Below are 15339 nucleotides of genomic sequence, written 5' to 3'. Positions count from 1 at the left end.
CTTTCTTATCGGATATTTTTCAAAGATTCAGTTTGTTTCTTCCTCGTCATTCTTGAACAACACATCCTTTAGTTTCTGATAAAGGAATGAAAGTATCAGCAATATCAACCCCAGAATGATAAATACAATAATCTTGCCAATGGTCGGCATAGCCCATAAATCATCAAAGACGAGTTTGAGCAGGACTAATCCGAAAGTCGCAAGGCTCACCATGCGGAGTAGTTTCTGATGCAGGCGCATGCCCAACCCCATTTGGACGAACCCGGCAATGCTTAATGAGAGTGACAGCCCGGCACTGAAATCGTCCACTCCTACTTGCCAAAGGAAAGAGCGTACCATTGTCAGCCAAAGGAGCGTGGCAAGAATATTCAGATATACGGTGAAACGGGATTTTATGCCGATTGATGTATAGTACATACGTGCTACATAATACAAATTCGCTATTACGAACACAGCTGTCAGCCATGGTAGTACAACAGGAGGGGAAGTCCATATTCTCTGGTCGCCCCATATATTTATAATATATACAAGTACGTTTGCCCCGATAGTCAAGATATAAGAAGTGAGATGTTTCGTTATCGGGAATCGTTTTCTGAAAGCATAGCAAACACTCGAAATGGATATGGTTGTAAACAAGAACATAGCTCCGCTTCTCGTCGCCCCTTCAAAATACAAATTGAATTCCATCATAAATGTATAATAAAGAATGATTACGGAGACGATAAGCATAAAAGGATTCCAGAAGCTGTATTTCAACCGGCGTGCCGTAGAGAAGAAGGAATGATAATATTCCATTAATAAAGCAAATGCTCCTGTCGCTAATCCCACAAACAAAGAGGTGGCAAATGAACTATTCAGAAAAATTGTATCCAAGGAATGATGTTCAAACATCACACTATACACATCCATCAAGTAAGAAACGAAAGTGAGTCCTACCAGAACTTTAGCCGCATACTCATATACTCTAATTTTCGACTTAACATAGAGCCACAACAGCAATACCATTTCCGATGCCCAAAGCAAGGTTATATAGTTTCCGTCCAGTTGAATCGGAACTGTAATGGAGACAAATGTCAGCACAAGCCCCAACGTGGTATGCACGAGGAATTTATATTCCTTCCTATTCTTCCACAACCAAAGAACCAGTCCTAAATTAACAAGAGCGATAAACAGGCTCAACAAGCCGCTTGCTTTGAAAGACAATCCCATATTCTGCAAGAATAAGGCTCCTGAAAGCAAATAGATAAAATTATTCGTTATAATGACGAATACTAATCCCCGGCTCATCGTCCGCATATTCTCTCCACGAAGGATAGAGAACACCGGAAGTAAAAAGATAAAATAGAACAGAGTAGCAAACCAAAACAGATGGTTCGAAATAACCGTAGAACTAGAGGTATAGTTAAACAAAAGAAAGATTCCCATTATCAGGCAAGTAAAGACAAATGAAATCATTGGAAGTTCACTCCACTTTTTATAAATGGAAAGTCCGAACATACCCAGATTTAATATGCTCACGTAAGTGAACAGTACCAAATAACTTCCTTCCCCGCTACTCACTATGAATGGCGCAAGGAAACCTCCTACAAGAGAAATGATAGCCAACTCACGCCGATTATATACCACAGACAGAATAGACATAAACACTGTGACACCAATCAGAATGATAAAGGCCATAGTCTGCGAGAAAATATGATAATAATGGAAAGCAATGGCAACTGTAAGATAGAACACAGCGAAAGCACCACCCGCAAGCAGCGAACTGAAGGTTCGGTATTTCTTTTGCAACCGTTCGGCAACAGCCAGCAATACAACTCCCGTCAAGAAACCAAGCACGGTACGGAAGGTTTCATTAATCCAGTTTTTATCAATGGCATACTTTACAAAGAAGCCTACACCAATTACAAATATAAGGATACCAATCTTTCCGAAAAGGTTCTCACCGATGAATTTTTCATAGTTCACCCGCTTCTTTTGTTTCGGAACAGTCGGGGCAACCGGAACAACCGGAGTAGCCGGAGTAACCGGTACAACCGGCACAGTCGAAGATTCAGCGGATTCCTTCCGAACAGCCTCTACGCAAACTTCCTCCATTCTTGTTTCAAGCGTCTTTTCAGGCGTCTTTTCCAATGTCTCACGGACAACTGCTTCAACAACCGGTTCGTGTTTTCCCTGAACAGCCTCTTCTCGTTGTCCGGTCTTTACTGCCTTAACATGCTCTGCCGCTTGAGGCATCACAGGAATATCTTTTGTTTCTTTTTCTGATATTTCCTCTTTCGGCTTGGAGGCTTCAGCAACAGAATTTTGCTGAACCCTGAGATAATCTTCCATCCGTTTCTTTATCTCATTCAACTCTTTCTCTATTTTTCCGAAGCGATTGTCCAACCTACTCAATAAAATAAATAACATAACTAAAACGAGTAGTGCATATACGGTATTAAAGTCGTCCATAATATTCCAGATTTGAGTTCTATAGCACAAATATAGATAATTATTAATAGCTCCAATCAATTGTTATTAAATTATTTGGATTATCCCAACAATGCAATTTTACATCAATTGCATAAATCAGGATACAAATCCTCTAAATCAGGAAAAAAATCTCCTCATTTTATAAAAAAGAATAGAGCTTACAAATTCCAAACAATTATACGGCTTTTATTCTTCTTTTTCCTATCTTTGCCACAATATCAATAAAAATCACACAAATTATTCACTTAAACACAAGAAGCATGAAGCACCTTAAATTTCTATTTGCACTTGGCGGCATTCTTTTCTTATCTTGCCAAACAGTATCCGCACGTGGTTTAAAAATCCCTTTCGGCGACCACGAAGTATTAACCAAAGTAGCAGATTTGCCTGATACCGAAGAGTACCAAACAGACGATGGAAACTACATTGATCTGGCAACTTTCCATCAGGAGTTCAACATCGCTTACCTTCTCCCTCTATACATAGAGAAAGAGCCTCGCCTGGTCGGCTATTGCGAAAAGGAAGACACTTACTATGAACTGACGGAAGAACAACTGGCTACCATCCTAAAAGAAAATAATTTGGATGGAGAGAAGTTGAACAAGGTCGGTTTCTATTCCCGTTATGGTGGTAAAGCTGTCGGACTTCTTATAATTGCCCTTATCATTTGGGGATGTATTCCTGGAAAAAAGAAAGAAGTGAAACCCGTGGAAGTATAAAACAAACCATTATTAATAACATTAAAAAGTACAAACTATGTCTATTTACACCTTTATTCCGGTCATTTTCATTGTTCTATATCTAGGATACTGGTTTTACATGAAAAACAAAAACTCGCAACAGGCACAAGTAGTGAACAACACCGATTTCAAAGCTGAATTTGCAAATGCAGAACAGTATAAAAAACTCTGCTTAAACTCTGATTTATCTTTCCTGAAAGAAGCTATGGGAGAAGAAAAAATTGACGCTTTCAATTATGCCAGCAATGAGTATGGTGTAGCATCCGCACTCAAAGACGGGATGAAAGATAAGCTGAAAGGAATGGCCACTTTAGGAACTAACTGTACGTTTCAATACCGTACAAACTCCCAAATATCTGGTATTGAGCGGAGACAATCTGCACCTATTCGATACAGACACAGATGGAGAAATCGACAATCATTTTGTATTCAATCAGGCGCGTCTTGAAAATTCCCGTCTCATCGCAATTCCTATGGAGGGACAAGTACAAGCACAGGCACAAGCCAGAGGAAACAACGTGAAAGCATACAAACTTTCATTGCAAACCGACGAGAAACCTGTTGAACTCATTATCTACTCCTGTCTGATATTTACAAATATCCCGGAGATTCCGACAGATCCACAAGAAACAATACAGGATATTATCATTGGCAATGACTTCTTGAAACAATTGGGTGACAAATATCCTAATTTGAAAGTCTCATTGCCGATATTTAGCTAAAGAAGGACATATACTTAGAAAAAATAACAGCGGAAGGTTAGCTAGTTACCAAACATTATGCGTCCCGGCGGATTTGCAATCCGCCGTTCTCCGAGTATCAGGATTTATAATCCGCAATACACCTATACTTTAATATATAGTTCGGATTAAAAATCCTGATGCTCAAAGCAATCGGATTACAAATCCGATTGAACGGAGAGTATTTCAGCGATCATCAGATTATGCAACGTTCCGACTTTCAAGGCATCACGGGGATGGTACGTTCCACAGCCATGATTCATATTCGCCGACTCCGTCAGGAAGGCAAGCTGCAGAATATCGGCATTCCCAGTCAACCTATTTATGTGCCGGCCCCAGGATTTTATGGAAAGTCCAGAGATTATCAGCCTGTCAAATAAACTAAAACAAAATATCAGAGGAGATACCCCCAAATAACAGATATAAAAAAGGCGGCTGAAAGCATGAACCTCTCTTTTCAAGGTTCGCTTTCAGCCGCTATCTCTTTCCAGCAAGCGATTACAGAGAATCGCTGAATGCTGAAATCGCTTTTTTACTTTTTATTACTGTGCAGATTCTACCAATACTACACGGTTCAGAATCGGTTGACCGAATTTGTCAACACCACCACCGGCTGCAACTTTCAGTCTATCGGCAGAGATGCCATACTTCTTAACTAACAAGTCTTTAACAACCTGTGCACGTTCCAAACTTAACTTCTGATTGAAAGCAGGAGTACCGGTTGCAGAGTCAGCATATCCGTTGATTGTGTATGTAGCATTCGGAGATTCTTTTATCTTGCTGGCAAGATATGACAAGTTCATTTCTTCTTGCGGAGATAATTTATCAGAACCGATCTTGAAGAATACGGTACGCGGAGCAATGTTAGTATCTGTGATAACAACTTCTTCAGTATCTTCTACTTCTACCGGTTGCTGTGCATTTGCCAACTGCTGTTGCAATTGCATATTAGCTGCTGCCATTGCATTCATCTGATTACGCATCTGATTCAATTCGAGTTCAGAGATAATCTGTGGAGTAGGACGTTGGAATCCGCGAGTAGGGAAGTAATAAGTCACACCGAGGGTAGCACCTAAGATACCATCATAATCGGGTCTACCTCCATGTTCTCCGTCAAACTTGCCTTCCAGACCTGTTGCGCTCAACTCCAGATTCAAGTCAACAGCATTCGACAAACGGAAGCGGTTGATAATACCTGCATTGAAAGTAGCGGAGTTAGTGTGAGGACGAGAATAAGCATGAGCCCAACCGGCACCTATATAAGGGATAATTTCATATACGCGGTTCGGATTGTATCCACCGAAAAGTGCGTTCAAGTTAATCATCAAATCACCATGCAAGTTCATGTAGTCCCATCTTTGTTTGTAAGAACCGTCTTCTCTCGGACCACCCACTACATAATTAGCAGTTTCGCTGGTAGTGAATCCTTTTGCCTGCAATCCGCTGTATTGCAAACGCAGTCCGAATCCAGGAGTTACCCATTTGCCGACAGACACGTTAAATGTAGGAGCAACACGGTCTCTGAATTTGCCGATATGGTCATTGTTTCCATATAGCACTTGGGCGCCGCCTCCTACAGAGAAGAACCAGTTACTCCAGAAAGGATTAGTTATTACTTGATATTTATCTTGTACCTGAATCACTTCGTATTCAGTTACAGTCATTGTCTGCTGCGCAGAAGCGACAGACGCAACGCCGGCAAATGCCAGCAACATCAGAATCTTTTTCATATACCTAATAGTTAAGTGGTTATTTAAATCTTTTTCTTTGTTGAACTATTTAAATAACACGAACCGAACTAAAAGGTTTTAGAAAAAGATGAAATTATTTGTTTTATTTGAATAATCTTTCGATGTCTTCCTCCTTGATTGTTGTCAAAACAGTTTTCCCATCAGGGGTGTAATTCGGTGAGGGACAGGCAAAAAGGTTGTCTACAAGGCTTACCATTTCTTCATTACTCAACACCTGTCCGTAAACAATAGCCGCCGCGCGAGCCAATGTTAATGCCAGAATACTTTGGATTTCTTCCTTGACGTCACTTCCTTTTTCCATCGCCGTATGCAGCATATTACGCACCAGTTCCACCGGATTCAGCCCTTCAATCCCCGAAGGAATACCATTAATGGCATAGCTACCGCCTCCCAGATTACTCAAATCGAAACCGACTGCAGACAAATCATCCATAATACTTTGCAGTACAGCTGCTTCCGAAGCCGGCAACTGTAAGATTTCCGGGAACAGGACGCCTTGTGATACCCCCTGTTTCTGTTGAATCTGTACCATATAACGATCAAAAAGCACCCGTATGTGTGCTCGGTGCTGATCGATTAGCATCAAACCGGATTTAACTGAAGTCAAGATAAACCGCCCTTTAAACTGCAAATGCTGATTTCCTTTCTCTATCACCGGTTCACTGGCATACAAAGTAGAAGAAGCGGCAGAGGTGACCGTCTCCATCTTTTCTTCAACGAAAGCGGGTTGGCCGCCAATAGAAGAGTCTTCCCAATCCATTTCGGGTTCCGGTTGCGGGTTATTCATCTTACTGGCTTTCGTCAGCCCTCCGTACAAATCTTCCCATTCCACTTTCGAACGGCTGTACGATCCTCCACCACCGCCACCGGCAGAAACTTTAAACGGATTATAATCTGTATTATAATGTATCTTCGGAGGCTCGGAAGATATTTTCTCCTCAAATGCCGGAATGTCAGGCATATCTTCCGTATCAAAGTCGATGGAAGGGATCGCACTGAATTTACCCAACGACTCCTTCACGGATGCCGAAAGTATCTGCCAGATGGCCTGTTCATTTTCAAACTTGATTTCGGTCTTTGTCGGATGGATATTCACGTCAATATTAGCCGGATCTACATCGAAATAGATAAAGTAGGAAATCTGTTCACCAGTGGGAATCAACTGTTCATAAGCCTCCATGACTGCCTTATGAAAATAAGGATGACGCATATAACGCCCGTTGACAAAGAAATACTGATGTGCCCCTTTCTTACGGGCAGTCTCCGGCTTGGCTACGTATCCGGAGATTTTCACCATGGTAGTATTGACCTCTATATTCAGTAACTGCTGATTGAGCTTCTTACCGAAAATAGCAAGGATACGTTGACGTAATTGTGATACTGGAAGATTAAATAACTCCGAATCATTACTATAAAGCGAAAAGGCAACCTCCGGATGCACCAAAGCGATCCGTTCAAATTCGGCAAGGATGTTACTCAATTCCGTTGAATTAGCCTTTAGAAATTTACGACGGGCAGGTACATTAAAGAATAGGTTCTTTACAGAGAAGTTACTTCCTTTAGAACAGGACACAGCTTCCTGACTTTCCACTTGAGAACCTGCAATCACCAGCCTCGTGCCCAACTCTTCCGATTCCGGACGTGTCTTTAACTCTACCTGTGCCACTGCAGCGATGGAAGCCAATGCCTCTCCGCGAAATCCCATTGTACGCAAAGCAAACAGATCTGCCGCTTGACGTATCTTGGAGGTGGCATGTCGCTCAAAAGAAAGACGGGCATCCGTTTCGGACATTCCTTTTCCATCATCAATCACCTGAATGCTGGTTTTACCTGCATCAGTCACCAATACATGTATATTTTGTGCATCTGCATCAATCGCATTCTCCACTAGCTCCTTGATGACAGACGCGGGACGTTGTATCACTTCACCGGCAGCAATCTGGTTAGCTACCGAATCAGGTAACAAATGAATTATATCGCTCATTCTTCGTAAATTAATAATTAAAAGTTCCAGCTTCCTGTCGCCAAATAATGCCACAGATAAAGAAGGAAAGCAATGATTATCAGTATGATTCCGAAAGAGACCGGTTTGCGGCCACTCGCTTTTCTTTTTTTCAAATGCGTAGTACCTTCGATGAACTTACCGCGAATATCCTCCGGATTAAATTCCTTTTCCGGAAGCATCCCCAAGTCACGTTTGGCGTTCTCCTCCATCTTTGCGAGCTTTTCTTTCCGCTCGTCTACATAAATGTATTGATGATTAAAGCCACGGGGCTTTCTCATTGAGTTAAACATTCCCATACTACTTCATATTTATTAAGTTTCGCTTTTCTGTTTTGGGTCGCCGGTCGGTGGTCGGTTTCAGTGTATCGCCCGCACGCTTACCCCGCCAGTTAAAGATATCATCCTTATTCAGCGGACGGACATAGTCGAACCAGGCAAAAGTGGGAAGACGCAATTTATCAGGCGGTATCTGGTCCATCGGATACATCGTTCCGTTGGACTTACCGATAAACAGTCCTTTTTCCATCTTCTTATCCTTCATATAAAGATGAAGCACACTACCTTCCAGACAATTAAATCCAGTCATCGTACTGTCTTTTTCTTCCGGATAGAAAGCGGTCAACACATTACCAATCACTTCAATATGACGCATATCTCCATTAATGAAATAGGCTTTCATCTCTTTGCCGGACACTTGGTTATAATGAATAGAATCTTTCATTTCCACCGTCAACGCCTGGTTGATGATATGCGCCCAGTCAATCGTGCTGTCATTCATATAAATCTTGATCTGCTCGCCAAGTAGTTGCTGCCCTTCATTCCAAAGAATAGGGTCGGTATACATGGTCATACAGGAATCCTTCGAATTATAGACCAGTGAGTCACATACTCCCTGAACATCCGTACGATACATACGTACCTTGTGATAAGCTTTCATCAACCGGAAAACGGAATCGGTATTCAGGTTGTAAGACACCAACTGCAATGTATCGCCATGCATAAAAAGACTGTCAGGCCCTTGCGAGTAGTCGATTGCCACAGCACGTTTCGTCGCAAACGCGGAGTCTGTCAATTCATTATAGAAACAATAATCACCCGTCAGCATATTCTTATTAATGGAATCTGTCATCTTCACATTATCGAACGCCTCGCCATAACCGATGATACGGTCATAGAACAGACTGTCGCCTACCAGTTTCTTTCCCTGATTGGTCAGTACCGAACGGTCCAACAATTCGGCTTGTTCGGTCATTGTGTTATAAAATCCCCGTTCCGAATAGATATGATTATTATCACTGACGATATTGGAAGGTCCGAGAATAACTGCGATTTTGCTTTCCGTATTATACCTTAACGTATCGGAAGTCAACACAAACTTTGGGTTTACCAACTTCACATCATGGTTGAATACCGACTGTTTCGTTGCAGGACTGTATTCTCCCCAATCGGAAGTCAATACATTCTCTTCATCCATCAAGGTTCCTCCCTCGAAATAATATCCGAGGTCGTAGAGACGGTCGTAATTCAAGCTATCTGTCAACAGGGTGGTGTTCCGATTAATCATCTTCACATTTTCACGAAGCTGCGCTATTTGCGTCATTCCGTCATAATAAAGATAATCACCGTAGATGAACAAAGTGTCTCCCTGTTCCATACGCACATTACTGAAGGCCTCCACAGAGTTGGTTTTCTCAAAAATCAGTGCACTGTCACAGTACATATACATACTGTCATGCCGCAATTTCACGTTACCAATCAACACCTGCACATCCGGACGCGCCAACTTATCCGCCTGACCTTCATCAGCATGAAGCAGATAAACTTTGGTCTTTTTATTCTCCGGTTGTTTCTTGTTATCCGGTTGCTTCTTGTTGTCCGATTGTTTCTTATTGCCGGCCGGTGTTTTGGCTTTTGGAGCCGACTTAGACGTATCCGCAGCCGATTTGATTGAATCCCCTGTCACAGGTTTCTGTCCCGTTGGCCTCACTTGTGCTACAAGACATACACCAAACAGGCATAGAAAGCCTATAAGGAGCCATCTATGCCTGTTTTGTTGTTTATTTTTCTTATTTGTTTTCAGCATATAAAATCAAAGCAAGGTTACATCAGTCCTTCTTGACCCAACCCGGATACTTGAAGTCACACTTCTGCCAGTTTTCGTTGATGCGTACATAAGTATGTTTCTGCTTGTCCAGAATCCATTTCTGCAACATCTCTTCACGGCGTTTCTCCATCACAATTTCTTTCAGGTCCTGATAGTCTTCTGCAATGGTTGCTTTATGGCCGTTGATTTTTGCTTTCAACTTCACGATAGCACATACTTCTTTTCCATCTTTCTCATTAATCATTGTAAAGGCTTTGGAAATTTCACCTACATTCATCTTATCCACTACCTTAGCAACGTCTTGAGGAAGATCCTGCATCTGGAACTTAGAAGTAGTCACACCTGAATTTTCATTGATGTTCACCATAATACCATGGTTGTTACGAGTATCTTTATCCTGTGAGATAACGGCAGCCGCATCATCAAATGTAAATTTGTTGGCACGAATATCATCAGCAATAGAATCCAGACGGGCACAAGCCTCGGTCAGTTCTTTTTCCGATACTTTCGGACGCAACAAGATATGGCGAGTGTTGACACGATCACCACGTTTTTCAATCAACTGGATAATGTGGAAACCAAATTCCGACTCCACAATCTTGGAAACTTTCTTCGGATCTTGCAAACTGAACGCTACATTCGCATAAGCAGGGTCCATCATACCACGTCCCATGAATCCACATTCACCACCTTTAATGGCAGATGCCTTGTCTTCCGAATACAAACGCGCCAATGTAGAGAAGTCAATTTCTCCTTTTGTCACACGATCCGTATAATCACGCAACGTCTTTTTTACATCCTCAATCTCCGAGATAGGAATTTTCGGTTGTAAAGTAATGATCTGCACTTCTACCTGTGTCGGAATGTAAGGAATACTATCTTGTGGAAGGTCTTTAAAATAACGGCGTACTTCTGCCGGAGTCACTTTGATTTCTCCTACCAGTTTCTGCTGCATCTTCTGAACGGTCAATCCGTCACGTGCATTATCACGCAGCGTCTCACGAATCTGGGTGGAAGTTTTATTGAAATACTCCTCCATCTTCTCTCTGGAACCGATCTGCTGGATGTACATGTTGGTCATCATATCCACACGCTGGATGATTTCCGCTTCGGAAACCTCGATACTGTCCAACTTTGCCTGATGCAGGAACAACTTCTGCACAGCAATCTCTTCAGGAATTACACAATAAGGATCGCCGTCAAATCTGCGTCCATTATACAAGGCATCCATACGGGCCTCTTCTACATCTGATTTCAAAATAGCTTCGTCACCTACTACCCAAACTACTTCATCAACCACATTATCTTGTGCATAGGTTGCCACATTAGCAAATATTGCCAGGACAAGGGTAACAACAAATCTAAAGTTCACAAACTTCTTCATTCTTTGTATTTAATAATTATATATAATCTTCTTCTTACTTACTGCTTGCTGATACAAGTCGTTCTTTACCTGTTCCATAAAGCTCACCCGTTTCTGATTAACCAGTAAGTCTTTCACTTCCGAACGGGCAAATTCATACGGTTTCTCTTCACCAATTCCGCGATAATCGCTCACATTCAGGAAATAATAATAGGCCGTATCTTTCAATTCTACCTGACGGTGTTTGTCTACGTACTCTTCCGGTGCCTCTACTTTCAGTGGAATCATATCCAGTACATCAGTCACGGACACCCATTTGTCATAAAAGTATTCGTATTTCACTGCATTCTGCAAACTATATTTTTCCAGGCTCTCAACAGCATCCTGTTTTTCCGACTTATACCACCTGCGCACATTATTCAGCTGGGGAGCCGTCAACGGCACTTTGATAAACAATCCCTTAATCAACGGGGTTTCCAGTTTAAACAGTTCTTTGTTTTTCCCGTAATATTCTGCGATCTCTTGTTCGGAAATATCATTCGACAGCTTCTGGTTTATCAACTCCTGCTGATAAGTATGCATAATCAACGCTTTCCGATAATTCTCCACCAGTTTGTCTACATCCACATTATCGGGAATATTGTTCGCAGCTTTCTCATATAATAAAATCTCTTCCGCCCAACTACGAATATAATGTTCGGTGAAGAGAATACTATCATCTTTTGACAATCCGACCGGAAGCACGGACATCAAATCTTCTTTATATAAAAAGTTACCGTCCACCTCTACCAAAGGAGTCTTTCCTTTGTGGTCGCGCTGTTCCTTGCACGCTCCACAACCAAGAAGGGTAATCAGTAAGAGGACTAATATTCGCATTGGCAACTAAAATCTACTTATTTAAGGTACGAAGATAGTGAATAATCGGTTACATCAGTTATTATTAACTGTTTTTAAAACCTCTTGGTTTATTTCAACCTTACCAAACTCCCTCAATTCTCGCGCCCAGCACGTGTCAAGATAGCTTCGATAATCCTTTCGCACCTGTTCAATTACTTCCCGATAATCATCCGGTCCTTTCATTTTTTCGCCTACAACAATGGTAAAAGGATAAGACATTACGGGTTCGAAACCACCCTTCTTAAAAACCAGTTTATCTATATATTTATTGTCTCCGTCGGCAAAAATACCTTGTTCAACCTGTATCTTTTCCGTCCCGGATGTATTAAAAGTTTGCCGAAGCTGGTCCGCCCACTCTTTTTCCGGCACTTTTTTCAGCATTTTTTTAGCTTGCTTTGCCGTCTTTTTATCAACACAATGAAGCACGACTCCTCTATACCGGGGACTCTCCCACCGATAATCCGACGAATGAAATTTGAAATAGGTAGCCAATCCGGCCCGGTCATTAATGGCAGGCAACTCTATTTTCTGCCGTGTGATCTCTTTTACCAAATAGTTTTCGTCAGATTCCCGCAAGGCAATACGAATTTCCGGATGCTTTTTATCTATATTCCGGCTTTCATAATCCAATAATGATTTAGCAATAAACCCTTCCAACTGGCGTTTGACAGATTGAGGATGAGAAGAGGCAAAACGCGTGAACATAGCTCCGGTATATGCCTGTCCATCAATCATAAAGAGATTTTGTTCTGTCCGGCCTTTCGTCAACAGCTCTTCCATTGCTGCCTGATTCGGGGTATACTGCCATGACCTTTTTAATCGGTCGAGCATCGCTGCCGTGCCTTTGTCTAAAATTTCCTTACGCCGTAACCGCTCTATCAACCTGCCACTGACATTTTCATACGCAAATGCTTCCTCCCGGTCAATCACTTTCAAAATATGAATCCCTTCAGGAGTGAAGAATGGCTGTGATACCGCACCTTTCGCCAAAGAGAAAGCGACATCCTCAAATTCACTCGTTGTCTCCAGACCTTCTATCCATCTACTCTGCTTATCATCCGAATAGATTTCCACCAAACGGTTAAAATTCAAATCCGGCTGATTCTGTATCACCCGGTATATAGAATCCATCCGGACTTTTTCTTCTTCCAAATGACGGAAAGTAACCGTCTGCGGTAAACGTTTAAAAATTTGCATGACTTGCACCCGGCCGCTACGTGCTTTCAGTCCCATCTTCTGATACAAGACACGGGCACAACTATCCATCACTTGTTTGTCAATCAGATAAGATTCTACCAATTCTGTCCGACGCTTCTCGTGTTGTTTACGGAAAACTGTAGTCGTATCAAGTCCGGCAGCCCTGGCCGCTTCCACCTTCAACTTTGATTGAACGAAAAGTGCCGCATACTCTTTTGGTGAAAGCTGGGCATTTGAGCGTTCCGCATAACGGCGGTATGCATTTTCAAATTCCGAACGGAGTACCTCTCTTCCGTTAACACGCATCAATACCGGATCTTCTTGCGCAAAGACCGCGACAACAAAGAGAGAAATACATCCCAACAACAGACTTCTTTTCATCATCATTTTTTATTTTCCAAACAATAAACAACAAACATCACAGAGGCAATAACAGATAAACAACAAACGGTGAGCAGTGAACACCTTGCTGACAATACAGCCTGTTCACCGTTCACCGTTAATAGTTCACCGTATCTATCTATTATTCCGGACGGCTATAGTTAGGCGATTCACTAGTAATCGTCACGTCGTGCGGATGGCTTTCCATTACACCTGCATTGGTAATGCGGGTAAACTTAGCATCGTGAAGTTTATCAATATTGGCAGCACCGCAGTATCCCATACCTGCACGCAAACCACCTGACAACTGATAGATAACTTCGAAAAGTGTACCTTTATAAGGAACACGGGCAGCAATTCCTTCCGGAACAAGCTTCTTCACATCAGCAGTTCCACTCTGGAAGTAACGGTCTTTCGAACCGTTCTCCATCGCTTCCAACGATCCCATACCACGATAGGATTTGAATTTACGTCCATTGAAAATGATTGTGTCGCCCGGAGACTCTTCTGTTCCGGCAACCAACGATCCGATCATTACACAATATCCACCGGCAGCCAACGCTTTCACTACATCGCCCGAATAGCGCAAACCACCATCGGCAATCAAAGGAATACCTGTACCCTTCAAGGCTTTTGCTACATCATAGACAGCAGACAACTGTGGAACACCTACACCGGCAACCACACGAGTGGTACAGATAGAACCCGGACCGATACCGACTTTCACTGCATCCGCTCCTGCTTCTACCAACGCTTTTGCAGCTTCTCCGGTAGCAATATTACCCACTACAATATCAATGTTCGGGAAGCGTTTCTTAGCTTCTTTCAGTTTTTCAATCACAAACATAGAGTGTCCGTGAGCCGTATCAATTACAATTGCATCCGCACCGGCATCTACCAATGCCTGCATACGATCCAGCGTATCGGCAGTCACACCTACACCGGCAGCTACACGCAAACGACCTTTGGCATCTTTACAAGCCATCGGTTTATCTTTTGCTTTTGTTATATCTTTATAAGTGACAAGGCCGATCAACTTTCCGTCCATTCCGACAATCGGAAGTTTCTCGATCTTATGTTTCTGAAGAATCTGTGCAGCAGATTCCAGATCAGTAGACTGGTTTGTAGTTACCAATCTTTCTTTCGGAGTCATGACAAGATCAATATGTTTAGCCATGTCTCTTTCGAAACGCAAATCTCTGTTGGTAACAATACCCACCAAATAACCTTCATCATCTACCACAGGGATACCACCGATTTTGTATTCCGCCATGATGTCCAGTGCATCCTGCACAGTAGAACCTCTTTTAATAGTTACGGGATCATAAATCATACCATTTTCGGCACGTTTTACAATAGCAACTTGTCTTGCCTGTTCTTCGATAGACATATTTTTGTGAATCACGCCGATACCACCCTCACGAGCAATGGCAATAGCCATTTTCGCTTCGGTAACCGTATCCATGGCAGCCGTCACAAAAGGAATTTTTAACTCAATGTTTTTTGAAAACTTAGTCGAGAGATCGACAGTGCGCGGTAAAACTTCAGAATAAGCGGGGATCAACAATACGTCGTCGTAAGTTAACCCATCCATTACAATCTTATCAGCAATAAATGACATAGGGCTATGCGTTTAAAAATTATTGCGTGCAAATATACGGTTTTTATTCAAAACTGCATACCTGCACGC

The 15339-nt window shown here is 42.2% G+C and carries 11 protein-coding genes and 1 pseudogene; 3 read left to right on the top strand and 9 right to left on the bottom strand.

Going from position 1 to position 15339, the window contains the following annotated elements:
* Positions 1–27 precede the first annotated feature (27 nt).
* The gene (locus HMPREF0106_RS21260; protein WP_032850994.1) at positions 28–2451 is read right to left on the bottom strand and encodes a DUF2339 domain-containing protein; all 2424 of its coding nucleotides are present in this window, start codon (positions 2449–2451) and stop codon (positions 28–30) included.
* Positions 2452–2732: 281 nt separating this feature from the next.
* On the opposite strand from HMPREF0106_RS21260, the gene HMPREF0106_RS21265 reads away from it, so the two are divergent.
* From HMPREF0106_RS21265 to HMPREF0106_RS21275, 3 genes and pseudogenes are all read left to right on the top strand, one after another.
* Entirely contained in the window at positions 2733–3191 is a 459-nt protein-coding gene (locus tag HMPREF0106_RS21265) for a hypothetical protein (protein WP_009038965.1), read from the top strand.
* Positions 3192–3228: 37 nt separating this feature from the next.
* Positions 3229–3934, top strand: a pseudogene (locus HMPREF0106_RS28195) (hypothetical protein).
* Positions 3935–4092: 158 nt separating this feature from the next.
* Positions 4093–4332 (top strand): DNA-binding protein, encoded by a 240-nt coding sequence (locus HMPREF0106_RS21275; protein ID WP_083787879.1) that lies wholly within the window; start codon positions 4093–4095, stop codon positions 4330–4332.
* A 162-nt stretch (positions 4333–4494) separates the two neighbouring features.
* Here HMPREF0106_RS21275 and HMPREF0106_RS21280 read toward each other — a convergent pair whose 3' ends face one another.
* The 8 genes from HMPREF0106_RS21280 to guaB form a co-directional block, all read right to left on the bottom strand.
* The gene (locus HMPREF0106_RS21280) at positions 4495–5682 is read right to left on the bottom strand and encodes an OmpA family protein (RefSeq protein ID WP_004314384.1); all 1188 of its coding nucleotides are present in this window, start codon (positions 5680–5682) and stop codon (positions 4495–4497) included.
* A gap of 103 nt (positions 5683–5785) precedes the next feature.
* The gene (gene mutL, locus HMPREF0106_RS21285; RefSeq protein WP_009038963.1) at positions 5786–7687 is read right to left on the bottom strand and encodes a DNA mismatch repair endonuclease MutL; all 1902 of its coding nucleotides are present in this window, start codon (positions 7685–7687) and stop codon (positions 5786–5788) included.
* Between the two features lie 17 nt (positions 7688–7704).
* The gene (locus HMPREF0106_RS21290) at positions 7705–8004 is read right to left on the bottom strand and encodes a hypothetical protein (RefSeq protein ID WP_009038962.1); all 300 of its coding nucleotides are present in this window, start codon (positions 8002–8004) and stop codon (positions 7705–7707) included.
* Between the two features lies 1 nt (position 8005).
* On the bottom strand, positions 8006–9790 hold the full coding sequence (locus HMPREF0106_RS21295; RefSeq protein ID WP_009038961.1) for an OstA-like protein: 1785 nt from the start codon (positions 9788–9790) through the stop codon (positions 8006–8008).
* Between the two features lie 22 nt (positions 9791–9812).
* On the bottom strand, positions 9813–11195 hold the full coding sequence (locus HMPREF0106_RS21300; protein ID WP_008641845.1) for a peptidylprolyl isomerase: 1383 nt from the start codon (positions 11193–11195) through the stop codon (positions 9813–9815).
* A gap of 9 nt (positions 11196–11204) precedes the next feature.
* Positions 11205–12050: a hypothetical protein gene (locus HMPREF0106_RS21305; protein ID WP_009038960.1), complete on the bottom strand. Its 846-nt coding sequence runs from the start codon at positions 12048–12050 to the stop codon at positions 11205–11207.
* A gap of 54 nt (positions 12051–12104) precedes the next feature.
* A complete protein-coding gene (locus tag HMPREF0106_RS21310) occupies positions 12105–13649 on the bottom strand; it encodes a peptidylprolyl isomerase (RefSeq protein ID WP_083787882.1) in 1545 nt (514 codons plus the stop codon).
* 142 nt (positions 13650–13791) lie between these two features.
* The gene (gene guaB, locus HMPREF0106_RS21315; protein ID WP_009038958.1) at positions 13792–15270 is read right to left on the bottom strand and encodes an IMP dehydrogenase; all 1479 of its coding nucleotides are present in this window, start codon (positions 15268–15270) and stop codon (positions 13792–13794) included.
* Positions 15271–15339 lie beyond the last annotated feature (69 nt).

Source organism: Bacteroides sp. D22 (assembly GCF_000163675.1).
GTDB classification, from domain to species: domain Bacteria; phylum Bacteroidota; class Bacteroidia; order Bacteroidales; family Bacteroidaceae; genus Bacteroides; species Bacteroides xylanisolvens.
This window is presented reverse-complemented; position numbering and strand designations above follow the sequence as displayed.